General features: G+C 53.9%; 19 protein-coding genes. 18 read left to right on the forward strand and 1 reads right to left on the reverse strand.

Annotated elements, in window-relative coordinates; translation table 11 throughout:
• Positions 1 to 20: 20 nt before the first annotated feature.
• The 5 genes from thrC (at position 21) to ESZ91_RS06775 (ending at position 7,265) form a co-directional block, all read left to right on the forward strand.
• On the forward strand, positions 21 to 1,505 hold the full coding sequence (thrC, locus tag ESZ91_RS06755) for a threonine synthase (protein WP_129225433.1): 1,485 nt from the start codon (positions 21 to 23) through the stop codon (positions 1,503 to 1,505).
• Between the two features lie 57 nt (positions 1,506 to 1,562).
• Complete coding sequence (locus tag ESZ91_RS06760) at positions 1,563 to 2,477, forward strand: ABC transporter ATP-binding protein (RefSeq protein WP_129225435.1); 915 nt, start codon at positions 1,563 to 1,565, stop codon at positions 2,475 to 2,477.
• Entirely contained in the window at positions 2,474 to 3,370 is an 897-nt protein-coding gene (locus ESZ91_RS06765; RefSeq protein ID WP_129225437.1) for an ABC transporter permease, read from the forward strand. The genes ESZ91_RS06760 and ESZ91_RS06765 overlap by 4 nt, the downstream gene beginning before the upstream one ends.
• Before the next feature lie 159 nt (positions 3,371 to 3,529).
• Entirely contained in the window at positions 3,530 to 5,656 is a 2,127-nt protein-coding gene (locus tag ESZ91_RS06770) for a GumC domain-containing protein (RefSeq protein WP_129225439.1), read from the forward strand.
• 58 nt (positions 5,657 to 5,714) lie between these two features.
• Complete coding sequence (locus tag ESZ91_RS06775; RefSeq protein ID WP_129225441.1) at positions 5,715 to 7,265, forward strand: SGNH/GDSL hydrolase family protein; 1,551 nt, start codon at positions 5,715 to 5,717, stop codon at positions 7,263 to 7,265.
• Positions 7,266 to 7,305: 40 nt separating this feature from the next.
• Here the strand turns inward: ESZ91_RS06775 and ESZ91_RS06780 are convergent, their stop codons facing one another.
• Positions 7,306 to 8,199, reverse strand: a complete 894-nt coding sequence (locus tag ESZ91_RS06780) for an AraC family transcriptional regulator (RefSeq protein ID WP_129225443.1) — start codon at positions 8,197 to 8,199, stop codon at positions 7,306 to 7,308.
• Positions 8,200 to 8,447: 248 nt separating this feature from the next.
• Between ESZ91_RS06780 and ESZ91_RS06785 the strand changes: the two genes are divergently transcribed.
• The 13 genes from ESZ91_RS06785 (at position 8,448) to ESZ91_RS06845 (ending at position 25,894) form a co-directional block, all read left to right on the forward strand.
• The gene (locus ESZ91_RS06785; RefSeq protein WP_129225445.1) at positions 8,448 to 10,262 is read left to right on the forward strand and encodes an ABC transporter permease; all 1,815 of its coding nucleotides are present in this window, start codon (positions 8,448 to 8,450) and stop codon (positions 10,260 to 10,262) included.
• Between the two features lie 16 nt (positions 10,263 to 10,278).
• Positions 10,279 to 11,160 carry a carbohydrate ABC transporter permease gene (locus ESZ91_RS06790; protein ID WP_129225447.1) on the forward strand — a complete coding sequence of 294 codons (882 nt, stop codon included), beginning with the start codon at positions 10,279 to 10,281 and terminating at the stop codon, positions 11,158 to 11,160.
• A 19-nt stretch (positions 11,161 to 11,179) separates the two neighbouring features.
• Positions 11,180 to 12,820, forward strand: a complete 1,641-nt coding sequence (locus ESZ91_RS06795) for a type 2 periplasmic-binding domain-containing protein (RefSeq protein WP_129225449.1) — start codon at positions 11,180 to 11,182, stop codon at positions 12,818 to 12,820.
• A gap of 63 nt (positions 12,821 to 12,883) precedes the next feature.
• Positions 12,884 to 14,176 carry a hypothetical protein gene (locus ESZ91_RS06800; RefSeq protein WP_129225451.1) on the forward strand — a complete coding sequence of 431 codons (1,293 nt, stop codon included), beginning with the start codon at positions 12,884 to 12,886 and terminating at the stop codon, positions 14,174 to 14,176.
• 4 nt (positions 14,177 to 14,180) lie between these two features.
• The gene (locus ESZ91_RS06805) at positions 14,181 to 15,689 is read left to right on the forward strand and encodes a hypothetical protein (RefSeq protein WP_129225453.1); all 1,509 of its coding nucleotides are present in this window, start codon (positions 14,181 to 14,183) and stop codon (positions 15,687 to 15,689) included.
• A gap of 19 nt (positions 15,690 to 15,708) precedes the next feature.
• Positions 15,709 to 17,235, forward strand: coding sequence for a hypothetical protein (locus ESZ91_RS06810; protein WP_129225455.1), 1,527 nt, complete (start codon positions 15,709 to 15,711; stop codon positions 17,233 to 17,235).
• Between the two features lie 14 nt (positions 17,236 to 17,249).
• Positions 17,250 to 18,488: an MGH1-like glycoside hydrolase domain-containing protein gene (locus ESZ91_RS06815; RefSeq protein WP_129225457.1), complete on the forward strand. Its 1,239-nt coding sequence runs from the start codon at positions 17,250 to 17,252 to the stop codon at positions 18,486 to 18,488.
• A gap of 12 nt (positions 18,489 to 18,500) precedes the next feature.
• The gene (locus ESZ91_RS06820) at positions 18,501 to 19,355 is read left to right on the forward strand and encodes a sugar phosphate isomerase/epimerase family protein (RefSeq protein WP_129225459.1); all 855 of its coding nucleotides are present in this window, start codon (positions 18,501 to 18,503) and stop codon (positions 19,353 to 19,355) included.
• A complete protein-coding gene (locus ESZ91_RS06825; RefSeq protein ID WP_129225461.1) occupies positions 19,352 to 20,776 on the forward strand; it encodes a glycoside hydrolase family 32 protein in 1,425 nt (474 codons plus the stop codon). The genes ESZ91_RS06820 and ESZ91_RS06825 overlap by 4 nt, the downstream gene beginning before the upstream one ends.
• A 44-nt stretch (positions 20,777 to 20,820) precedes the next feature.
• Complete coding sequence (locus ESZ91_RS06830; protein ID WP_129225463.1) at positions 20,821 to 21,900, forward strand: Gfo/Idh/MocA family protein; 1,080 nt, start codon at positions 20,821 to 20,823, stop codon at positions 21,898 to 21,900.
• Between the two features lie 3 nt (positions 21,901 to 21,903).
• Positions 21,904 to 22,944, forward strand: a complete 1,041-nt coding sequence (locus tag ESZ91_RS06835) for a Gfo/Idh/MocA family protein (RefSeq protein ID WP_129225465.1) — start codon at positions 21,904 to 21,906, stop codon at positions 22,942 to 22,944.
• On the forward strand, positions 22,941 to 23,807 hold the full coding sequence (locus ESZ91_RS06840) for a Gfo/Idh/MocA family oxidoreductase (RefSeq protein ID WP_129225467.1): 867 nt from the start codon (positions 22,941 to 22,943) through the stop codon (positions 23,805 to 23,807). Before ESZ91_RS06835 ends, ESZ91_RS06840 begins: the two co-directional genes overlap by 4 nt.
• Entirely contained in the window at positions 23,807 to 25,894 is a 2,088-nt protein-coding gene (locus ESZ91_RS06845) for a family 78 glycoside hydrolase catalytic domain (protein WP_129225469.1), read from the forward strand. Before ESZ91_RS06840 ends, ESZ91_RS06845 begins: the two co-directional genes overlap by 1 nt.
• The last annotated feature ends 37 nt before the right edge of the window (positions 25,895 to 25,931 follow it).

The following is a 25,931-nucleotide window of genomic DNA, read 5'->3' on the forward strand; positions in this document are numbered from 1 at the left end:
CGTGGAACAAGGAGAACATTATGCGTTTTATCAGCACGCGGGGGAATGAGAGCGTCACGGGCGCGCAGGCGATCGCGCAGGGCATCGCCAAAGACGGGGGACTGTTCGTCCCCGAAACTTTTCCGAAAGTGACGTCGGAAGAGTTATCCGCCATGCTTCCCATGAGTTACGCCGAGCGCGCGGCGACCGTACTGTATAAATTTTTGGACGATTACGATTTCGAGGAACTGAAAACCGCCTGCGAACAGGCGTATTCCCAGTTCGAGGGCGACGATCCCGCCCCACTCGTGAAGATCGATTCTTCGCTCTATATGCTCGAACTCTTTCACGGCCCCACCTGTGCGTTCAAGGATATGGCGCTCACCCTTTTACCCTATCTCTTGAGAAAGGGCTGCGACCTTTCGGGCATCGAGGAAGAGGTCCTTATCCTCGTCGCCACCAGCGGCGATACGGGTAAAGCCGCGCTGGAAGGTTTCAAGGACGCGAAAGGCGTCAAGGTGATGGTGTTCTATCCCAACGACGGCGTGAGCAAAATGCAGAAATTGCAGATGGCGACGCAGGAAGGGGACAACGTGAACGTCGTCGCCGTGCGCAGCAATTTCGACGACTGCCAGAGCGCCGTCAAGCAGTTTTTCACCAGCGACGACGTAAAGGAAGAACTGAAAAAGAGGAACGTCATTCTCTCGTCGGCGAATTCCATCAACTTCGGCAGGCTCGCTCCGCAGATCGCGTACTATTTTTCCGCGTATCTCGATCTGGTGTCTTCCGATCAGATCGCTATGGGCGACGAGGTGAATTTCGCCGTGCCCACGGGCAATTTCGGAAACATTCTGGCGGCATACTATGCCAAGCGCATGGGGCTGCCCGTCAAAAAATTGGTATGTGCATCCAATAAAAACAATATCCTGACCGACTTTATCAAAACGGGCGTGTACGACAAGCGCCGCGAATTTTATAAAACCATGTCGCCTTCCATGGATATCCTCATTTCCAGCAATCTCGAACGCCTTTTATTCGAACTTTCGGGAAGAGAGCCTACGCGCGTGAAACTGCGCATGGACAAACTGAAAGAGGAGGGCGTGTACGAGATCTACGAAGAGGAACGCGAAAAGATCCAAAGCCTGTTTGCGGCGGATTTCTGCGGCGAGGACGAAACGGTGGAGACCATTTACGAATTCTTCGAGGAGTACGCCTATCCGATGGATACGCACACCGCTTGCGCCATGTACGCTGCGAGCGGCTATATGGCGGTGAGCAAGGACGAAACGCCCATGGTGGTCGTGTCCACGGCAAGTCCCTATAAATTCCCGCAGGACGTCATGTACGCCTTGACGGGCAACGACATCAAAGATTCTTTCAAGGCGATCAAGCATCTGAATTTGACAACGGCGATGAAAGTGCCCAAGAGCCTTTCCAAACTGCGCGATAAAAAGGTGCGGTTTACGGCAGTCGCCGACGCGGATAAACTGTACGAAAAAGTACTCGAATTCGTAGACGGCAAATAAGAACGGGAGCGGAACCGAATAGATTTTCGGTTTCGCTTTTTTATCATCGGAGAGCATATGGAAAACAGTATCGAGATCAAAAATCTCTGTAAAAGTTTCGGAGAAGTGCAGGCGGTGCGCAATTTGAGTTTCCGCGTGAAACAGGGCGAATTGTTCGCCTTTCTCGGCGAAAACGGCGCGGGCAAAAGCACCACCATCTCCATCATCTGCGGCCTTTTGCAAAAGGACGGCGGCTCTGTTACAATCAACGGCGTCGATCTCGACGAGAATGCGGACGCGATCAAGCGCGATCTCGGCGTCGTCTTTCAAAGTTCCGTACTCGATAAGGTGCTGTCGGTCAAAGACAATCTCAGATACCGCGCCGCCTTGTACGGCATTACGGGAAAAGAATTCGATGAGCGGCTTTCTACGCTTTCGGAAATGCTGGAATTTTCCGACCTGCTGCGCCGCCCCGTCGGCAAACTTTCGGGCGGGCAGAGAAGGCGCATCGACGTCGCCCGCGCGCTCTTGCACCGTCCAAAAATACTCATCCTCGACGAACCCACGACGGGACTCGACCCGCAGACGCGCAAACTCGTCTGGAACTTTATTTCTCATTTGAGGCAGAACGAAAATATGACGGTGTTTCTGACCACGCATTATATGGAAGAGGCGGCGGAGGCGGATTTCGTCGTCATTCTGGACCGCGGACGTATCGCCGCCGAGGGCACGCCGCTGGCGCTGAAAAATCAGTACACGGGCGATTTCGTCACCCTGTACAACGTGGCGGAAGAAAGCGTAGCCGCGCTCGGAAAGTCCTATGAAAAATTGCGGGACGCCTTCCGCGTCGCCGTTTCGGATACGGCGGAAGCGACGGGACTGATTTTGAAACATCCCGAACTTTTCAAGGATTACGAGATCACCAAGGGAAAAATGGACGACGTGTTCCTCGCGGTAACGGGGAGAAAACTCAAAGCGGAGGAAAACGCATGAAGACGCTTTCGGCGCTCGTAGGACGCCATATCAAAATGTTTTTCAAGGATAAGGGAACGTTTTTCACCTCCCTGATCGCGCCGCTCATTCTGCTCGTACTGTTCGTGCTCTTTTTGGGGAACGTGTACCGCGACAGTTTTTATTCTTCCGTTCCCGCGGATATCGTTGTGCCCGATAAAGTCATCGAAGGCTTTGTCGGCGGCTGGCTTCTTTCTTCGCTTCTGGCGGTGAGTTGCGTCACGGTCGCGTTTTGCGCCAATATGCAGATCGTGCAGGATAAAGTGACGGGCGCGATCGGCGATTTTTCGGTGACGCCGTACAAAAAATCCTATCTTGCGCTCTCGTATTACCTGGCGACCGCCGCCGTCACCGCCGCCATCTGTTACGTGGCGCTCGGCGCAGGTTTTATCTATCTTGCCTGCGTAGGCTGGTATATTTCCGCAGGCGACGCGCTTTTCATCGTTCTCGACGTATTTTTGCTGTCGCTGTTCGGTACGGCTCTCTCTTCCGTCATATGCTTTTTTATAAAGACGCAGGGCGGGAGCACCGCCGTCAGCGTCGTCGTAAGTTCCGTTTACGGTTTTATCAGCGGCGCGTATATGCCCATTTCGCAGTTTGCGAATGGCATTCAGATCTTCGTATCTCTGCTTCCCGGCACCTACGGCACGGGGCTTTTCCGAAATCATTTCATGGGCGGCGTGCTCGCCGAAATCGGAAATTATTTCCCGCCCGAAGTGGTGGACGGCATCCGCACTTCTTTCGATTGCAATATGTTCTTCTTCGGGCATAAAGTGGAAGTTGGAACGATGTTTTTAATACTCGGCGTCACGGTCGCAGTGCTGATAGGCGTTTACGTATTGTTGCACCTTTTGAAAAAACGAGCGAAAAATTAAGAAAAAGCACAGCCGAGCGGCTGTGCTTTTTTTGTTGCAATAAGTTAAAAATTGTGGGGTGAAGTTTAAAATTATCAAATAAATAGTTAAATTGTGATATGGACTGTAAGAAAAAATATTGCTACAATGAAACCGATAATAAATCTATGGAGGTAGATTATGAAAAGAAGGGGAACCGTAGTATTATCGGTAATTATGGCTTTATCCCTGCTGTGTTCCGTATTCGGGTTTACGCTTGCCTATGCCGCAGACGAGCCCGAAAATTTCGCGACGAGTCAGGCGAACTGGAAAGATACCAGCGTCGGATATACGACGACATCGTTCGACGAAAACGGCATGAAAATGACGGCAATGGATACGGCTATGGCATTTTCCAAAAAAGTTTCCGCAAATTCAACGATGAAGTTCGAGTTTGTGGGAAATACGCCGCAAACGACTTGGGGAAACATGTATGTGTTATTCAAATCCGAAGATACCGTTTCACCCGACGCTCCTAAAAAAATCGTACAAGATAACGAAACGAGTTCCGCGGGGAATTGGCTTGGATTCGTGTTCGGCGCAAGTTGGGTAACGCAATTTGTGGAATCTAAAGACGGAGTCGTAACGAAAACGAGCCGAGACGGCATTATCAGCGGATTCGATACGTGGTACGTATACAAACAGACGACGGCTTTGGAGATCAAAACGACCGACACCGAAACGGGCGTGGACGTGGAGGTCAAATATCTTGCGAGCGGTTGGTCGGACAATACGGGAGAAACGAAAACTCTTACCTATACTTCGGACAACGTGGCGCTCAAAGGCGATTTTTCAGTTTCCGTCGGATATTTCGGAGAAGTGAAAGACGGAGGAAATATCACGCTGAAAACCTTTAACGCGACGCTCGCCGCGGAGCAGCAGCCCGAAGTAACTCTGGAAAATCTTGCTACGTCTTCCGCGTTCTGGAAGGGTGGCGTCAATCCCGCGTGTTTCCAGTTCGGAACGAGCGGCGTCGGCTTTTTCGATACGCAGGGCGCAGCGATGATCTCTAACCAGACCATACCCGCCGCCTCGACCATCACGATCGACATGACGGGCACGCTTTCGCAGGGACAATACGGCAACTTTTATTTCGTGTTTAAAAACGAATCGAAAAGTTATACCTTTGTAGAAAATATCAAACCCGTAGAGCAGGGGAATTATCTCGCCTTGCAGATCGGCGGCGACGGCTGCTTTATGTACGATTGCAAGGACGGCGCGGTGACGAAAACCGAGATCAAGGACAAAGCCAACGGCGGACCCGTGGCGGACAATACTTCGGTCTGGTGGTGGTATAAACAGGATACGAAGATCTGGATCACCACTGCGGACACCGATACGGGCGTACACGCAGAGATCAAATTCGTGGGACCGAGCGGACAGATGACCACCTTCGGATACGACAGCACGAACGAAAAAATCAAAGGCGACAGTTTTATGTCGTTCGGTATGTTCACTTCGGACGCGGGAACACCCGATAAATTCGTAAACATCAACTCTCTGACGGTGACGGGCATCGAAGAGGGCGAGGGATTCATTCCCGACCTCGATATCCCCGCGCTCAATTTAAAAGCGAATAACGCGGCGACGGAAACGGTTACTACCGCCAACGTCGAGCAAGTAAAAGCCGTTCTCGCAGAACTGAAATCGGCGCAGGCGGACATGAATTATCCGCAGTCCAGGGAATTTCAGAGCAATCTCATCGCGCAGATCGAAGCGAAGATCGCCGCGTACGAACAGGGCATGGCTGCCGCAAAAACTGCGGAAGAACTCTTAAAAGCCTTGCCCGCGAGCGTCAACGCCGAAAATTACGCGGCGGCGAAGTCGGCGATCATCGCCGCGAGAGCGACATACGACGCGCTGAGCGAGGACGCACGCGCTCTGATAACTTCTTATGCGAAACTGACGGCGGCGGAAAGCGCGCTCGCCGCATATGAAAAAGAATTGTCCGAAAAGGAAGCGGCGCAGGCAGTCAACGCGCAGATCGACGCGCTGCCCGCAGAAATCACCGCGGAAAACTACGATTCGGCCAAAACGGCGATCGAAGCCGCCCGCACGGCGTACGATGCGCTGACCGACGCGCAGAAACAGCAGGTTACTTCCTCTTCCAAACTGACGGCGGCGGAAAGCGCCCTGAAAACGTACGAGGACAGCCTGAATTCCAAAGGCGGCTGCTCGAACACCGTCGCGTACAGCGCTCTGGGCGTTTCCCTCGCGCTGGTGCTGGCTGCGGGCGTCATCGCGTTCGCACGCAAAAAGAAAGACTGATATTTTATAAAAGGAGTGAAAGGCACGCAACTGCTTTGCGTGCCTTTTGAATGCGCATATGCTCATCGACAGAGTTTTTCACGTGCGTCCCGCGCGCGCTTTTTCCCGCGACGTGGTGACGCTCGAATTCCGCTTCAAAGTCGTCCGCGTTCCCGATTCTTTGGAAGAGGACGAGAATTTTCCCTATGAAGACGAAATTTTTCTCGTCAACGTGGGCGAAACGGGCAAATTTACTTCGGATAAAATTTTTCAATCCAAATTCACCGTGTTCAAAGACGGCGGAGATCTTTGCTGCAACGGTTACGCGCCCGATTTCGCGCGAAAGTCCAACGTGATCGAGGGTCGTTTTGCTGCGGGGCAAAGTTATCGCGTAAAACTTACGCTCACGAAATACCGCGTCTATGTAGAAATCAACGGCGGGCAATTTAAAACTTCCTACGGCAACGGGCGGGAAGAGATCACGGACGCGGCGTTTTATGCGCGCAAGAGCGTTGCGGTCGAACTGGACGAGGAGAGCGTTACCTTTACGGAGTCGGAAAACGGCGATTGGCCGATAGACGCGGGCGTGCGGAAATTGATCGAAGAGGGGCTCGCCTGCAATTATCTCTTCTGGCACAACGCGCCCGACGGGGTGTATTTCGACCGCCTGAACGTCGCGCAGAACATTTTATGTACGACGCGCAATTCTCCCGCCTATCAGACGAACGTGGAACTGGATTTTTATTCGGATACGCAATTTTTTGCGCTTGAGTTCGAAGTGACGGACATTCCTGCGCCCGAATGGCCTCTGCAATTCGGCTTTTTGCTGAACGGCGCGCGGCAGAACGTATCCGTACTTACGGTGAAAAAGGACAGGGAATACGAAGTGCGGTTCGAACTTCCCGAACACAGCCCCGCAGCCAACCGCTGGACGATCGTCTTTCCCGCTTCCGCGTCCGTCGCGCTCAAAAAAGCGCGGTTTTCCGAGGGCGCGCGGTTTGCAAAAGTCGAAAAGTCAAAGACCGTCTACTTTTTCGGCGATTCCATTACGGAGGGCAGCGAGTGCATAGACCCCTGCGCCGCGTATTTTAACCAAGTGACCAACGCGTACGATTTTTACGCGATCGACCAGGCTGTCAGCGGCCGCACCTTTTCCGATTACACCATTCTGGGCGAATATCCCATGCCCGCGGACGTGGTGATGATCGCGAATGGCACCAACAGTTTTTGCGGCGGCACGGCGGAGCCGCAAGAGGCGTTCGCGCTGTTGGAGCAACAGATGGAACAGGTGATCGGCGCGGCGAAACGCACCTTTCCGCGCGCGAAGATCGTCGCGCTGCTGCCCGTGTGGCGTTCGGACGAGGCGGGCGTGCGCTTTTCCCTGCGCGACATAGCGGAAAAAATGCGGCAGGTGTACGCGCGGTATCCCGAGATATCCGTCATAGACTGCTATCCCTTTCTGCCGCACGATTTTTCGCTCTTTTCCGATCCGAATTTCGCCATTCATCCCAATTCTGCGGGGCACGACCTATACGCGCTCCGCCTTTTGGAGGCGCTCGGACCGATTCTGGGCGCGCCCGCGCCGCGGCGCGATGCCGAGCGCGCCGCCGACGCCCTGCAAAAAGTATAAAAGAAACGCCCGAAAGCGGAACGCTTTCGGGCGTTTCTTTTTATTTTTGGACTTTCTGTGCGCGGTAGGTGCTGGGGTTGATGCCGAACTTGTTTTTGAACACGCGGCTGAATACGAAAATAGAGGAATAGTTGAGATAGGCGGCTATTTCCGTGATGGTCATGTTGCTCGTTTCGATCAACTGTTTGGCGATATCCAGTTTTTTATCGGAAAAATACGTATAGATGGATTTCCCGAATTTTTTTTTGAACACGCGCGAAATGTACACGTAATTGTAGTTGAGTTCGCCCGCAATGTCGCTGAGGCGGTCGATCTTGGTCAGATTGTGGTCGATATAGTTGATGATGCGGTAGTACAGCGTCTGTTCGCTGTCGATCAAAGGAGAGGTGTAGTGCTGGGTGTGAATATTGGAAAATACCTGCGTTACGTTGATGCAGAGCACCTTTACGAGCAGTTCGAATTTAAGTGCGGAATATTCGTTATACGATTCTAACTGGGAAATCAGTTCGGTAAAGGACGCCGCCATGGGCGGCGAGTTGTACACCCGCAGCCGCGCGCCGAGTTTTAACAGTTTGTCCTGATACATGATCTCGTGAAACTGCGACCGCTCCTTGAAACTGAATGCCAGAAAATAGTAGCGCAAGGGGTCCGCCTGGTCGGAAACGATCTCGTGCGTTTCGTTCGGAAGGGATAAAAAGATATCGTGCTTGGAGATCTCCGTGGGCACGATGCCCGCATACGAGGTTCCTTTTCCCGAAATGACGTAGGTGATCTCGAAAAAATCGTCGTGCACGTGGCTTTTCACGCTCGCGCCGTTGTCGCAGTAAATTTCACCGAGTTGAAAAAGTAATAAATCGTTAAATAAGCGCGGATTGTTCAGATAATTGAAATTATAATGGAATTTATTGTCTATTTTAATGTCGTTGTCGCGCATTTGTTACTCCCTTTAACTGAATTAAACCTAATTGTACATGATTCGGCGCTTTTGTATAGGGGGGGAAGGCAAACGAGTAAAAATTCGTTAAATCATTCGTTTCAATTCGTTAAATAAGCGCGCGGGACGGGCACTTATGCGGAAGTCAAAAAATGCTAAACAACTGGTTAAATTGTGCTATTGTACTCGATTGTATTCTGTACTATACTTTGTGTAGATCGGATGATAAAAATGTGTAAGGAGGCAATATGCGAAAGATCGCCGTAAAAATACTTACGATTCTGCTCGTCGTTTCCGCCGCGATTCTGGTGCTTAGCGGCTGTGCTTCGCTGGACGTTCAACTCGACAGGGACGGCTCGGGCACGGCGACGTTGACTCTTTCCAAAGAAGAGGGCGTGACGAAAGAAAGTATCGAGAGCGAACTCAACGAGATTTTCGAGGGCGCGGCAAAACTGTCTCAGGGCAGAGACGTGTTGAAACTCAAATCCGTCAAGGAAAGCGCGGACGGATTTTCCGTCAAGATCTCTTTCCGCAGGATTCGTTACATAGAGGGAATAGGACAGTACAATTTTATGTCCTTTTCCGATTTCATCAAGGAAATGAACAAGACGTCGCTCGTTTCCAACTGGGAAAAGGGAAAGTATAAAAATATTCAGAACTATAACGAATTTATTTATAATTTCAACAACCAGGCGGACGAATCCCGCGCCTTTTCTCCCGTCACTTCGGGCGGGGAAAAACTGACCGCCAAAGAATTTACCGCGCAGGATTCTCCGTATGCCGCGAACGACAAGGGCATGATCTTCACGTATTATATCGTCGGCTTTTCCAATCTGGAATCCATCACCTTCCGTTTCAACGGCAAGATCGGCGTGGTCGGCGGCAGAAACGTGGAACTTGTGGGCGACAACGCCGTCAAGGTGACGCCCGTGCAGTCCGTCGTCAACGTGACGGAGATCCGCGAGGGGGAAGACCCCGTCGGCGTGGAGCGCAGCGTCGACTGCTTTACGGGCTACGTGTACTTCGTCGAAAGCGCCAATCTCACGCTGATTTTGTGCCTTTCGGGCGCCGGTCTGTTGCTGGCGGCGCTCATCGCGGTCGGCATTTGGCGCGGCTGGTTCAAAAAAATCTGGCGGGGCGCGCGCTGCCGCTTTATCCGCAAGAATTACGGCTTGTATCTGATGATGCTGCCCGCGCTTGTCATGCTGATCATATTTTCCTACGCGCCGATGACGGGCATCGTGCTCGCCTTCAAGGATTTTTCCATCGACGACGGGATCTTCGGCAGCGAATGGGCGGGCATGCTCGGCTTTAAAAACTTTTACGACGTCTTGACGACGCCGGGCACGAGTTTCGGTATGCTGGCGCGAAACACGGTGATCCTGGCGGGGCTGAAATTCATATTCGGATTTCTTTGCGCCATCCTGCTGGCGATCTTATTCAGTTATCTCAAAAACAACTGGTTCAAAAAGTCGGTGCAGACTATCTCGTATTTCCCGTACTTTTTGTCGTGGGTAGTGGTTTCGGGCATCGCCTATCTCTTCCTCGCGGCGGACGGCGGTATTTTAAATCAACTCATCGCGCTGTTCGGCGGCGATGCGGTGCAGTGGTACAGTGAACCGCAGTACTGGCGGGCGATCCTCACCTTTACTTCTATCTGGAAGACGGTAGGCTATTCCACCATCGTGTACCTTGCGGCGATGACCGCCGTCGATCCCGCTCTGTACGAGGCGGCGACCATCGACGGCGCGGGGCGCGTCAACCAACTGTGGCATATCACGCTGCCCGGGCTGTTCCCCGTCATCGGCATTCAACTCATATTCAGCCTCGGGAATCTCGTGCGCGACGATTTCGATCAGATCTATACCATGACGGGCGGGGGGAATTCCTACCTCATCGAAACGACGGAAGTCATCGGAACGGTCGTTTTCAAGGCGATCGGCACCGTATCCGCCTACGCCACCGCCACTGCGATGGGACTGATGCAGAGCGTAGTATCGCTGGCGCTCGTGCTATCGGGCAATATCATCGTCAAAAAGATGGGCATGCAGGGCATGTTCTAAGGGGGGAGGAAAAATTATGCTGATCAAAAGCAAGGGCGAAAAAGCCTTCGACATTTTCAATATTTTCCTGATGATCCTCTTGACCGTCATGTTCGTCTATCCCGCGATCCTGATCGTGTGCGCTTCGTTCACGTCGGCGAACATGCTCACGAAATACGGGTACAGCGTGATCATCCGCGAGTTTTCTCTCTCGTCCTACAAATACATATTCACCGCGCAGGACCTCTTTCTGCGGGCGATGGGAAATTCGCTGTTTATGACCGCTTTGGGAACGTTTTTCCTCGTCATCACGACTTCTCTGTACGCCTACGCCGTTTCCAGAAAAAAGTTGGTGTTCAAAAAGTTTTTCGTGATGGTGCTCGTGATTCCCATGCTGTTTGCGGGCGGGACCATTCCTTATTATCTGGTCATCAACGGACTGGGGCTGATGAATTCCCAGTGGGCGATCATTCTTCCCTTTTCCGTCAACGCCTGGTATATCGTGCTCGCCAAAAACTTTTTCGGAAACCTTCCCGAGGCGCTGGTCGAATCGGCGCAGTTGGAAGGGGCAAATAACGTGATAATTTTATTTAAGATCGTGCTGCCGCTCGGTTTTCCCATCATGGCGACCATCATTTTGTATTCGGCGGTCGCCATCTGGAACGACTGGTTCCAGGCGATGCTGTTCATAGACAGTTCGCACAAACATTTGTGGCCCGTGCAGTCGCTCGTGAGAGAACTGGAAACGGATTTTTCCTCGCTCGTCAGTTCCATCGGCGGCGGCTCGACCATCGGGCTCAATTCCGAGGGGATCAAGAGCGCGGCGGTCATCGTTTCGACTTTACCTATCGTCATCGTTTATCCGTTCCTGCAGCGGTTCTTTATCAACGGAGTGCTGCTCGGATCGGTGAAAGAATAAAAAAATCAGGAGGAACAAGATGAAAAAACTGTTATGCGCGGCTTTGGCTGCGTGTATGCTCTTGGGGCTTTGCGCCTGCCGTGATTCGGGCACGCCGACTCCCAAGCCGAGCGGCTCGTGGGAAGAGGCGAAGAAAAACGCCGCCGAGATCACCGTGTACGTGGACGCGAGCAACATTTACGGCAGTTATATCAAGGGCAGCGACGAGGCGTACGTAAAGGACGCCATTGAGAAGAAGTTCTACGAAGACACGGGCAACGCCGTGAATTTCCAGGTGAACTACGAATCGCACGCCACGTTCAGCACCAAGTTCGGCGGGGTAATGACCACGGGCAAATGGGATATGGCGGTGAGTTACCTCGGTCAGGCAGGTCTGGACGAAATTGTCTTAAAACAGGACGTTTCCATGGATCTTGCCGATCTTTTAGACAATTACGAGCACATCGGCGAGGCGATCGCGCCCGAAGTCATGAACGCGACCACCACGCTCACGGGCGAAGTGGTCGGGATCCCTTCCTCCGTCAAATCCAAGACCAAGGGTATACTCATCCGCAAGGATTATATGACGAAAGCGGGCTATACCGAAGACAAGGCGGAAGCGGCGGCGTCGGGCGGCAAACTCAAATTCTGTCAGACCATCGACGACTTTACGGATATGATGCGCAAGATGAAAGCCGAGATCCCCGCGTGCACCATGCCGCTGATCGGCAATTCTTACGACATCGAATTCGCCATTACGGCGGGCGCGTGCGGCACGCCCGGTTATCAGTACAAATCGGTCATTTACAACGACGACGGCAGTATCGATAAGGTCGTCCCCGGCTGGCTTTCCGAGGGGTACGACAAGGTGCTCGGCTACGAATACCTGTGGCAGAAAGAAGGCTTGTGGGAAGCGGACAATCAGGTCAAGACCAAGGAACAGCGCATCACCGATTATTCCAACGGCAAGGGCGCGATTTACTGCGTGGATACCAATATTTTAGAACTCATCGACGTGGCGCGCCAGGTAAAAGCGGTGGATAAGAATGCGGAATTTACCATTTTAGGACCGCTCGACGCGGTGGACGCGCAGGGCAAAGCGATCGAAAACAGCGGCGCTTTCGTCGAAGTTTCCAAGGCGACCGACTGCATGATCATCAACAAGCGTTCGGAAAAGGCGGAACTCATTCTCGCTTATTTCGACTGGCTGTATTCCGACGTGGAGAACTACGAGTTGTGCTCCTACGGCATCGAAGGCGAACATTGGGTAGACGCGGGAGAGGGGTACTATTCATTCCCCGCCGGCAAAGAGGACAGATACCTCACCAACCCTCCCTATTCGGGCGTGTTCAAATTTTTATACAACGACGATTTCGCCTATCGCCTGTTCAACAACTATACCGAAGAGGAGAGGGGCTGGATCGAAAAGGTGGAGAATGCGAAGACCATCTCCAATCCCACCGACTGCATGCTTTTCTACAACATGACGGCGGCGGTCGCCAACGGCTATCAGACGGCGGAAAATAATTTCTATCTCAACTGTCCCACCAAGGCGTGGAACGCCTCCGCCGATCCCGCGGTGACCTATCCCGAATACTCGGCAATGTATTTTACGCAGGCTGCGGAATATATCGAGTGGCTCACCCAGCAATATAAACTCTATATCGCCCAGCGCGGTTAACGATTTCTGCAAAGTCCGCGGGGCTGTGCGCCCCGCGGAAAATAAAAAAAAGGGAGAAATTGCATGAAAAAAATCAAATATCTTTTGTCGCTCTTCGTCGTTCTGGCGCTCATGTTCACCTGCACGTTCGCGGCTTTCGCTGCGGATTATACGGTGGAAGTCAAGGACGAAAACAACCTCGCCGCCAACAAGTGGGACTGGGCGACCGACAAAGTCGGCAGCGGCAGCGCCACGTTCGGCGAAAACGGCATGAAGATCGAAAACTTCAACCTCGGCAGCAGCATCTACGCCATCTACAAGACCAATAAGATGAACGAATTCAAATATTCGATGCACGCCAACCTCAATCTCACGCGTCCCAGCCAGGTGGGCGCCGATTACAATCACGATTATTCTAACCTGTACATATCCTTTATGATCAACGCGGATACGCCCGCGCCTTCCTATACCTGTCCCTGGAACGGCGATAAAGCGTATTTCAGCATCTGTTTCGAAAATCTGCAGGGCTCGCCCAAAACGAATCTCTACCTCAACGAGTGTTTCGCGGGCAGCGGCGCGACGCGCAAAGTGGTCAGTTCGCACGACGATATTTTATGGAACGACGGCGAATTCCATTGGTTCGAGTTCGAATTCGTCAACGACACACAGGAAGCCGTCTATGACGGCAAACCCGTCACCTATACGGGCAAAACTTTTAAATTCTACTTCGACGGCGTCATGCGGTTCGAATATTTCCAGCGCGACCAGAACGTGTATTCCGATTATCTCAAAGACTACGTAAAGGACTGCAAGTTCAGCACCACGTCCGGCTACATCGGTTTCTGGCCGTCGAGCGATTTCCCCGTGGGCATGGACAGTTCGGAAACCGAATGCTACGTCGAGATCGACAAGATCCAGATCACTTCCTACGATAACGGCAACAAGACGCCTTACGGCATCGCGCCCAAGCCCGATTTCGATATCGAGAGCGTCAACTTTACGCCCGAGGCGAGTTACGACGCGGGCACGGAGATCGAGGTGAAACTTGCGGATCTGTTCGCGTACGAAGGGGACGACGCGCTTTCCTATGCCATCAAATGCGAGGGCAAGGATATCGGCTCCATCCGCAACGGCTACTGGGTATGGACGCCCGAAAAGGGCGGCAACTACGACGTGGACTTTATCGCCTCCAATGCGGACGGCAAGAGCGCGACCACGTACGTGACTTTCCGCGTGGCGGGAGATACGACGCCCGAACCCGAACCGGGTAAAAGCGGCTGCAAGAGTGCTGTGAGCGCTTCCGCGGGAATCGCAGGCGGCGCGCTGATCCTGGCGGGCGCGGCGCTCGCGCTTATCGGGCGCAAGAGGGAGAGGTAATAAGGTGAAGCCGTTCAAAACGTGTCTTTGTCTGGCGCTCGCGGCAGCGTTCGTATTCTGTGCGGCGGCTTGCGACGGCGGCAATGAAAAGGAGAATCCTGTGACCGTCATCGAAGAGGGGTATTCGCGCCTGGACGTAAAGCAAAGCAACGGCAGAAAGACGGAGGGTTTCGGCACGCAGTTCGACACCTGTATCGTGGAAAAGCAGAACGGGCTGAACGACGCGGACTGGAAGGTGCAAATCGACGCGCTGGAAAAAATGCAGTTGCAGAGCGTGCGTATCCGTTTCTATCCCGAAATGTACGAGCGCGGCAATGATAATAACGATCCCGAATCTTTCGATTACGACAGCCCCAACGTGGATTTCGATTCCATCGAAATGAATTATCTCTATAAACTTTTGGACGTGTTCGAGAAAAACGGCGTCAAAGTGGATCTGAGTTGGTACGGCTGCCGCACGACGTTTCAGTCGGAAGACGGAAAAATCAACGGCAGTTGGCTGGGCGGCACGTTCGGGCAGGACGGCATCCTCGGCTGGATGAACGCGCCCGTTCTCACCGACCATCCCGACGAGGAGTTCGCGGAGTCGGTCGCGGCGTGTCTGAATTACCTCATCAACACGAAAAAATATACCTGCCTGTACGAATACAGCCTGTTTCCCGAACCCGAAGGCGTCATTCACGACATGGCGAAATACAAGCGGATCTGCGAAAAGGTGACGGCGAATCTGCAAAAATACGGCATAGCGGACAAAATTTTGTTCAGCGGCCCTGCGGATTACAACAATAACACGGAAACGTACGAGAGTAAATATCTCTCGTATATCGACTATCAGAAGGCGACCTCCTCGGTCTACGCGTTCAAAAACGAGTCGAGCGATGCGGAAATGCTGGCGTTTGCCGAGGCTTACGCGGCGGTGTGCGACAAATACGGGCTCAGTTGGGGCATTGCGGAGAGCGGTACTTCCAACTTTCTGACGGCCGTGACCAATTCCGATTCGGATACTTACGAGCGGGCGCTGTTCATGGCGCGCTTTCTCATCAACATGGTGAACGGCGGCTGCACGAATATCAAATATTTCGTGTTCAGCGACTGCTATTACGACGGAAACCTGAACGAATTGGGACTTTTCCGCTTCAAACACGAAGACTGGAAGGCGAAACCCGTGTGGTACAGTTGGTCGCTCATCACCCGCTACACAGAGTTCGGCAGCGATATTTTCCCCATCGGGAGCGATGTGGAAGGGGTGTGTGCCACGGCGTTTAAACTGCCCGACGGCTCCTGGACGTATCTTCTCGCGAACAGTTCCAAAAAGACGCAGAAAGTCGCAATCGTCAACGAGCGGGAAGACCGCCCCGAAACGCTTGCGCAGTATCGCATGACGGGCTCCTCCCTCCCCGAAGACGGCGCGCTCGAACTCATTGCCAAGACGGGCGACGTTTCGGCGAAAAACCGCGCGGCGCACGTGACGCTCGCGCCCAACTCTTTCGTCGTTCTGTCGGATAAACAGTAAAATGAAAAGGAAAAATGCAATGAAAAAATTCATCAGTTTGCTATTGACGGGGCTGCTTCTGTTCGCCGCGGCGGGCTGTGCGCCCGACCAAAAAGGCGAGATCACCGAGATCGAAGTCGACCCCGCGTACACGCGCTACGATATCACCGAAGCCATCGATTACAAGACGGACGGATTCGGCGCGCAGATCGATACCGACGTATATATGCCCTGGAACAAATTGACCGCGGACGAGGAAACAATGCTGGAACAGCGCATCGCGGACATGAACCTGCAATACACCCGTATCAAAATGTTCCCCGAATTTTTCGAGCGCGGCAACGATAACGGCGATCCGAACGTGTTCGATTACGATTCCGAGGACGTGGATTTCGACAGCGTGGAGATGAAAGCGCTCTATAAAATTCTGGATATCTGCGAAAAGTACGGCATCCGCGTGGATCTGAGTTGGTACGGCGCGTATGCGACTTTCGATTCTTACGACGGAAAGTACGACGGTACCTGGCTCGGTTATAACAACGACGGCAGCCTCGGCTGGGTGACCGCGCCGCGCAAGACCGACGATTTCGACGGCTACGCCGAATACGCGGAAAACATCGCCGTGGGGCTGGATTATCTCATCAATACCAAAGGATATACCTGCATCTGGGGTTACAGCGTCATTGCGGAAATGTTCATCACCGATAAGGGCACCATCGTCTGGGATGATTACCGCGAATGCGCACGCATCATCGTGGATCGCCTGAAAAAAGACGGGCTTTACGGGAAAGTCAAGCATATCGGCACGTCCGCCATGGCGCATAACGCAAAGTACTTTGCCGAAGAACAGGAGATGATGGCGGATATTTACGACGTCTGCGGCGTAGGCAACTACAACTGGGATAACGACAGTCCGTTCGAGGCGATGGACTATTATTTTCAGGATCTGATGAAGACGTGCCGCAAACTCGGCAAAGGGCTGGTCGAATCGGAATTCTGTCAGGGCCTGCACTTTCTGGATGCGGTGAACAAGACGGATATCGACGACTATACCGCGGGCATCTATCTCACGCGCTTCATGATCGCAGCCGCGCAGAACGGCGTGAGCGCATTCAATCACTATATTTTAGGAGATACTTTCTTCACGAATTCCTACGTGCATACGATGGGACTTTGGATGTACCGCGACAACGACTGGAAAGCGCACCCCGAGTATTATTTCTGGGGCATGGTGTGCAAGTATACGGATATCGGCAGCGAAATTCATCCCATCAAGTCCAAAGATGAAGACGTGTGCATGATCGCATTCAAACTGCCCGACGGCTCCTGGTCGTACATGATGACGAATAACGGCGCTTCGAACAAAAAAGTGGCCGTCGTGTACGGAAAGGAAGACCGCGCCAAGACGCTTTCCGCTTACAAGATCACCGAATCGCTCATTCCCGAAGACCGCGCGGTGGTTCTCCCCGAAGCGTACGCGAGCGTGGATTCTTCCAAGGGCGTGTCGTACGTTACGCTTCCGCCCATGAGTTTTACCGTACTTTCGAATAAAACTTTTCAAGCATAAAACGGAGTTTGCAGATGTCTTTTTCCAAACAGGAACAAACGGTTTTGGATTGTCTGAAAGACACGGCCTTTCAGCCCGTTCAGCCGCCTAAATTCAAACTGAAATATGCCAGCGTGGAACCGGGGCTCGCGTATTCCAATACGCTGTGGGACTGGGATTCCTACTGGTACACTTACGCGCTGAAAGACGTCTGCGAACTTTTGCGCGGGGACGAAACCTTCGACTTTGCGCAAAAGAGCAGACTGGTATCGGAAGCGGCGAAAGGCAACGTCTTAAACTTTCTGGACTTTCAGGAAGAGGACGGGTTCGTGCCCATCATGCTGCGCGCCGATCACGAAAACGATACCTACGCGGTGCGCCCCGACGTGATGAACACGCACAAGCCCTTTCTCTGCCAAAGCGCGAAAATGGCGGGGGAGTTGTGCGGCGATCTTTCCTGGCTGCCCGTTGAAAAACTCGCCCTCTATCTCGGATATTACCGCAAAAATCAGTTCGACGAGCGCAGCGGCCTGTATTTCTGGCGCGACGATATCATGATCGGCGGCGACAACAATCCCACCGTGTTCGGAAGACCCCGAAACAGCGCCGCGGATCTCTATCTTAACTGTTTTTTATACGCGGAGTACCGCGCGTTCGCGGAAATTTTGCGATGGAAAGGAGAGGACGCGCGCCTGCCCGAAGAGGAGGGGAACCGCCTCTTGGAGAGCATCCGCCGCGAAATGTGGGACGAGGGCACGGGGCTTTACTATTCGCAGGACCTGCTCGTACATACCTACAAGACGGAAATTTTCCATCGCGGGCTGCCCGCGTTCTGGAAAAGCATGCCCCTGAAAATCAAGACGTGGGGCTGTTATCTGCCGCTTTTGTGCCATATCGCCACGCCGCAGCAGGCGCAGCGCATGGTGAGAGAGTACTTTCAAAGCGCGCTCTGTTCGGATTACGGCATCCGCACGGTCGCAAAGGACGAAAAGATGTACGATCTTACGCCTTCGGGGAATCCCTCCAACTGGCTTGGGGCGATCTGGACGGTTTCCAATTACGCCTTGTTCAGAGGATTTCTCGATTACGGCTTTGCCGAAGAAGCGCTCACGATCAAAAATCAGACGCTCGCCTATCTCGCGCGCGATATCGAAACGCACGGGAGCATGAGCGAGTCGTATCACCCGGATACGGGCGAGGGGATATTGCATCATAACTTTTTCAGTTGGAACTGCCTGGCAGCCTCCATGATACGGGAAAGCAAGAACATTTGAAAGAGGTGTCACATGAAATTCGGCGCGATTACCGACTGCCTGAAACAACCTACCCTGCGCGAAGCGATCGCCGCCGCGGCGGCTCTGAAACTCGACGGCGTACAGATTTACGCGACAACGGGCGAATTCAGCCCCGAAAATCTGACCGAAGCGGACAAAACGTATTACAAAACGCTGCTCGCGGAACATGATCTTTGCGTCAGCGCGCTGTGCGGAGATATGGGCGGTTTCGGGTTCGAGATCGAAAAGGACAATGCCGCGCGCATCGAAAAGACAAAGCGTATCGTCGATCTGGCGGCGGAATTCGGAACAAACACCGTGACTACGCATATCGGCGTGATCCCCGCCGACGAAAGAGATCCGCGTTACCGCGTCATGCTGAACGCGCTCACCGCGTGCGGCCTGTACGCAAAGAGCCGCGGCGTCACGCTCGCCGTCGAAACGGGCCCCGAAAAGGCGGCGACTTTAAAAAAATTCGTCGAGCGCACCGAAGGCGGCGTGGGCGTCAATCTCGACCCCGCGAATTTCGTCATGGTCACCGCGCAGGACCCCGCCGAGGCGGTGTATCTTTTGAAAGAATATATCGTCCATACGCATCTGAAAGACGGCAGAAAACTGGACTCTGCGCAGACGCCCGAAGAGGTGTACCACGCTTTCGCCCTCGGCGGCGTGGAGGCGCTCAACGCCTGCGACGGATTCGAGGAACTGCCCATAGGCAAAGGCGACGTGGATTGGAAAGCCTATCTGCGCGCGCTTAAGGACGTCGGGTATAGCGGCTTTCTGACCGTCGAACGCGAGGCGGGCGAAAATCCGCTCGAAGACATCGCCGCGGGACTGGAATTTATCCGCGCGCTCATGCGGACATGAAATATAACGAAGATATGCGCCCGCGCCTGCACTTTACGCCGCGCGCGGGCTTTTTGAACGATCCGAACGGGCTGGCGTACGACGAACGTTCGCATACCTATCACGTGTGTTTTCAGTATCAAAGGGACGTGAACTGCGACCTTTATATCGGCTGGCGGCACGCTGTAGGCGATCATTTGTGCGCTCTGCGCGAACAAGGCACCGTCATAGAGCCGAATCCGTACGGCGTTATATTTTCGGGAAGTTCGGTGCGCGACGAAAAAAACGCGAGCGGACTGTTTGGCAAAGAGGGCGCGAACCTTTTGTCCTTTTACACCGTGCATGATTTAGAAACAAAGCACGAGTATCAGGCGATGTCCTATTCCGCGGACGGCGTTTCCTGGACGCCGTACCGCGGCGGCGCGCCCGTCATCGACAACGAAAACGATCGCTACGGCGTGAACGCTTTCCGCGACCCGAAAGTCGTGCGCTGCGACGAAGATACCTGGCTGATGATCGTGGGCGGCGGCGTTCTGCGCCTGTTCGCATCGCGCGATCTCAGGCATTGGGAATTTCAGTCGGAGATCGAAAATATGGACGCGGAGGATGCGGAGATCACGGAAAAACTGTTGATCCTGCAAAAATATCTTCCCGATAACGTGACGCACGGAGAGAAGATGATCTCCGAATGTCCCGACCTGTTCCCCATGGGAAATAAATGGATATTATCGGGCGGCGGGCTCTTTTACGTAGTGGGAAGAGTGGAAAAGATAAGCGGAAAATATGAATTTATTGCCGAGAGCGGCAAGCGCGCGTTCGCGCGTTCGACAGAATTTTTCGCGCACCGCGGCGAGCCTTACGCCATGCAGACCTTTTCCGACGGCCGCCGCCTCGCCTTTTTCTGGCATATGGATACGACTGCGCGGGAGATCGAAAACAAGCCCTGGAACGGCGCGCTTTCCCTTCCCTTACAACTGCGTATGCAAGGCGGCCGCCTGTGCGCATATCCCGCAAGGGAAGTCGATCGGCAGTTTGAGAAAATCGTATTTTGCGCCGCGCGCGTCAGCGAAAACACTTCGCTTTCGCCCGAGCCGCTGCTCCTGTTCGATCTTACGATAGAGGGCGAAAAGGATTATACCGTCTTTCTGGAAAACGAACGTTCAATCATCCGCCTTTTCGCGTGCCCGCAGGAAGGATATTTATATATCGATCTGACGCGCGCGGAAGAATTTTACGAACACACCGTGGGGAAAATTCCGCTCGGGAAACGTGGTAAAGTGCGCGTCGTAAAGGACGGCTGCGCGCTCGACGTATTCGCGGACGGCGGAAAAAACTGGTATTCCGCGTTCGTGTTTTCGGAAAACATGCGATACTTTGTGCGCCTCGCAAGCGAGAGCGCCTTATATGCAAAAAACGTACGGCTGAAAACGGGCCGCGTATAACGACAAAATTTTGATTTGCCCTACGGAGCAAAAGGAGAAACATCATGAATCAAAAAATTTGTATTGCAGTCGTCGGCTGCGGACGTATCGCCACGAACGGGCATTTCCCCGCGTTTCGGGCGCTCTCCGACATGGTGCGCGTGAAATACGCGTGCGATCTGATCGAGTCCAAAGCGGCTCTCAAACAAAAGGAATATCCCGAACTCGTGGAAAACGTGATCACCGATTACAAGATCGCGCTCGCCGATCCCGAAGTCGAGGCTGTGTACGTGCTCACGCCCAACTACGCGCATTACGTCGTCACGATGGACGCGTTGCGGGCGGGCAAACACGTGTTCTGCGAAAAACCCATCACCGTCAACTATAAACTGTCGGAGGAGATGGCTGCGGAGGCGAAAAAACAGGGTAAGATACTCAATATCGGCGTCTGCAACCGCTACAACAAATCGGTGGAAATGCTCGAAGAGATGAACCGCAAGGGAAAATTCGGCAACATCTATCATGTATATTGCTCTTTCCGCAGTTACCGCTGTATCCCGGGGCTGGGCGGCGCGTTCACGACCAAAGCGGAAGCGGGCGGCGGCGTGCTCATCGACTGGGGCGTGCATTTTCTCGATCTCGTTCTGTACATATTGGGCGGCGCGAAACTGAAAACCGTCACCTGCGACGCGTACAACGAAATGGCGAAGGATATGAAAAAATACTCCTATCTCGGTATGTGGGCGGAAGACACGAAGAACACCGAAACGGGCGTGAACGACGTGGAAGATTTCATTTCAGGCTACGTGCGTACGGACAAGGCGTCCATTTCTTTCAACGGAGCCTGGGCGCAGAATATCGGAGAAGACGAAATGTTCATCGATTTTCTGGGCGACAAGGGCGGGGCGCGGCTCACCTACGGCGGGCATTTCGCGCTCTATACCGCGGATGAAAACAATACGCTGCAAAAGACGGAGTTTTCTTATAACATTCCCGACCATTTCCGCTGCGAGGACGAGGCGTTTTTAAAAGCGACGCGCACGGGCGAGCATACCAAGACGTATATCGGCGAGATTCTGGAATCGGCAAAACTTCTCGACGCGCTGTATCGGTCGGCGGAGAAAAAACGCGAACTGGAACTGTAAATTATGAAGAAAAAACTGAGAGTCGCCATCATCGGCTGCGGCCGCATATTGCCCATGCACGCCGTGCCCGCCACGGTTCTGGAACAGTCGGAACTCGTCGCCGTGTGCGATATCCGCGCCGAGCGCGCAAAAGCCGCGGCGGAAAAGTACGGCTGCAAGGCATATACGGACTATAAAGATCTTTTGAAAAAGGAAAAATTAGACGCCGTGCACGTGTGCATACCGCACTATCTGCACCCGATCGTTTCCGAATACGCGCTCTCGTGCGGGGTGAACGTGCTGAGCGAAAAACCCATGGCGATCGACTACGAATCGGCGGAAAAATGCGTGCGCACGGCGGAAAGGTTCGGGCTCAACTACGGCGTGATTTTGCAATGCCGCTACAATAAGTCCGCCCAACTCGTCAAACGCGCGCTGCTCGGCGGCAGGCTGGGGAAAATTATTTCCGCGCGTTCCACGCTCACCTGGACGCGCCCCGACAGTTATTATGCCGAATCCGACTGGAAGGGCACCTGGGACAAGGAGGGCGGCGGCGTCGTCATCGACCAGGCCATTCACTCCATGGACCTCGTCAATTGGTTCATCGGCGATACGCCCGTCAAGGTGGATGTTTCCATCGCCAACCGCGGGCACGAGATCGTGAAGGTGGAGGACAGCGCCGAGGGGCTGATCACCTATCGGAACGGCGTGCGCTACGGCTTTTACTGCATGAACAACTACGGCTGCGACGAGCCCATCGAAATACGGCTCTTGTGCGAAAAGGGCAAAGCCGTGCTCACGTATGACGACGCGTGCATTTCCTACGACGACGGCACCAACGAAACGGTGGTCGAACAAGGCTCCGACATCGTGTACGAGGGCGGCAAGGATTATTGGGGATTCCAGCACATCAAACAGATCTCCCAGTTTTACAACGCCGTGCTCGGACTGGAACCTTTGGAGATCAGCGGGCGCGAGGCGCTGAAAATCCAAAAACTTATCTGCGCCGTGTACGAGAGCGGCAAATCGGGCAGACCCGTATATCTGAATGAGGAGAAAAAATGATCAAGATCGGTTTTATCGATAATTTTTTGAGCGAATGGCACGCGAACAACTATCCCGACATGATCCGTGCCAACGGGCGTGCGCGCGCGCTCGGCATGGACGTGTGCTATGCGTATGCGAAAGAGGAGGTTTCTCCCTACGACGGCGTGACGACGGACGAATGGTGCCGCGCGCACGGCGTGCGGCGCGTCGGTTCCGTCGAGGAACTCGTGGACAGATCCGACTGCATTGCGGTGCTCTCGCCCGACAATCCCGAACTGCACCTCGCGCTTTCCGAATACGCTTTGAAAAGTGGCAAACCCACCTATATCGACAAGACGTTCGCGCCCGATAAGGCGACGGCCGAAAAACTCTTCGCGCTCGCGAAAGAGCACGGCACGCCCGTGTATTCCACCTCGTCGCTGCGCTTTGCCGACGAAATGAAATTTTACCGCGAGAGCGAAGTCGGCGCAAAGAGTTGCATGGTGTGCGGCTGTTACCGTTTCGATATCTACGCAATACACATTTTCGAACTTATGTGCACCATCATGAAGACGGGCGCAAAGCGCATGATGGCCGTGCAGACGGGGCGCAACCGCAATATCGTCGTCGATTACGGCGGCGGGCGTTCGGCGAGTTTTTTACAGATGCACACCGACGATCCCATCGGCGTTCCCTTCATCACTTCCGCGCAGATGCCCGACGGTAGCGCGCATTATTACACCATCGCGGACGGGTATCAGACGCGCTTTGTGGAGCACCTCGTGGAATTTTTCGCCACGCGCGTACCGCAGGTGGATTGCGGCGAAACCATCGATCTGATGGGGATGCTCGAAACGGCGGAAAAGGCGCTCGAAAAACCTTTCGTCTGGTTCGATATCTGATGAATACCATCTTTGACGAACGCGCGAAGTGGATCTCCGACGGCAGCCGTTTCGTTGCGGAGAGCGACGCCGTCGGCTCGCCCGCGCTCTACCTTTCACACCGCGTCCGTCTGAAAAAAACAGAGACCGCGCGCGTGACGATGTGCGGGCTGGGGCTGTTCGAACTCTCGATCAACGGGCGAAAGGTGTCCGACCGCGTATTGGAGCCCGCCTTTACGCAGTACGACAAGCGTGCGCTCTATACGGTTTTCGAAGTTGCGGAATATCTTCTCGAAGGGGAGAACGATTTTCTCGTCGTGCTGGGGGACGGCTGGTACAACCAGACCACGCGCGATACCTGGGGATTTTACCGCGCGGCGTGGCGCGACTGCCCGAAAATGATATTTCAGTTGGAAACGGACGGGGAATTTGTTTATTCGGACGGGAATTGGCTCGTCGGGCACGGTCCCGTCGTTTCCAATGCGCTGCGCGCGGGCGAAACGTACGATGCGCGCATATCCGTACAGACCGACCGCCCCGCGCAGATCGTGGCGCCGCCAGGCGGCGTCCTGTCGCCGCAGACACTGCCGCCCATCCGGGAATGCGAGCGGCTTTTTCCCGTTTCCGTCACGGAAGGCGAGGGGTATACGCTCTACGATTTCGGCAAAAATATCGCGGGCTACTGCTCGGGTTCTTTTTCGGGAGAGCGCGGCGCGCGGGCGGAACTCGTCTATTCCGACCGCCTGACGGACGGGCGGTGCGACAACGCGAGCAACGGCATGTACATTTTCAATCCCGAAGTGAAATACCAGACGGACACCGTCATCGTCGGCGATAAGGAAACTTTCTTTAAACCCAAATTCGTCTATCACGGATTCCGCTACGTCGAAGTGCGCGGCGATGCGCGCGTGCGCGGGCTCACGGCGCATTTCGTGCATACCGATCTGAAAAGGACGGGCGATTTCCGCTGTTCGGACGAACGGCTGAACGATTTGCATTCGATGAGCCTCAACGCCATCCTGAGCAACTATCACGGCTTTCCCACCGATTGCCCGCACCGCGAGAAAAACGGCTGGACGGGCGACGCCCAACTGACGGAAGAAACGTGCGTATATCATTTCGATATGCGCGAGGCGTATAAAAAATGGCTGTCGGATTTTGCCGACAACCAGCGCGGGAGCGGACAGATCAGCGCGATCATTCCCTCTTGCGGCTGGGGCTACAACTGGGGCAGCGGTCCCGCGTGGGATTTCGCTCTCTTTCAGTTGACGCGCGCGCTCGATTTTTATTACGAAGAGCACGATTTCGCGCGGGAGATGTTTCCCGTGCTCGAAAAGTACCTGCGCTATGCGAAAACGTACGAAAAGGACGGGCTGGTCTGTTACGGCTTAGGCGACTGGAATTATCCGAAAAACGTTTCCTTCGCCGTCTGCCCGACCGAACTGACGGATTCGTGTTACTATCTCGAAATGCTGCGAACCGCCGCCGAACTTGCGCCCGAAAACGCGGAAACGTATGCGGCGCAGGCGGAAAAGACGGCGCGCGCGATCGCGGAAAAATACGCGCATGAAACGAGTCTGACGGGGCTTGCGGCGCTCACTTCTTCGGGGATTATCGACAAGGGGCAAGAGATCGCCGCATATCTGGAACAAAACGATTGCGCGCCGCACTGCGGGATTCTGGGCATGCGGTTTTTAGTGCTTTCGCTGTTGAAAATGAAGCGGAGCGATTTATCCTATCGGCTGCTGACGCGCGCCGAATATCCCTCGTTCGGGTATTGGGCCGCGCACGGGCAGACGGCGCTGTGCGAGGATTTCGAACTGACGAATTCGCTCAATCATCCCATGTACAGTTGCATCACCGAACTGATGACGAAGGGCTTTTGCGGCGTTTTATTGGGGCGGGGGCGTAAGAGCGCCCGCATCGAACCGCAGATCCCGGCGCCGATTTCGTGGTTTTCCTGCTCTTTTGCGGGCTTTTCCGTGCAATACCGAAAGGAAGAGGGGGAAACTTTCGAGATTTTCGTCCCAGAGGGACGAAAGGCGGTCTTCGTGCGGGAGGGGACCGAAACGCCGCTGCATTGCGGAAACAACAAACTTGTATTTTAAAAGAGAGCCGCTCGATCGAGCGGCTCTCTTTTCGTAT

The organism is Candidatus Borkfalkia ceftriaxoniphila, assembly GCF_004134775.1.
Taxonomy (GTDB): domain Bacteria; phylum Bacillota; class Clostridia; order Christensenellales; family Borkfalkiaceae; genus Borkfalkia; species Borkfalkia ceftriaxoniphila.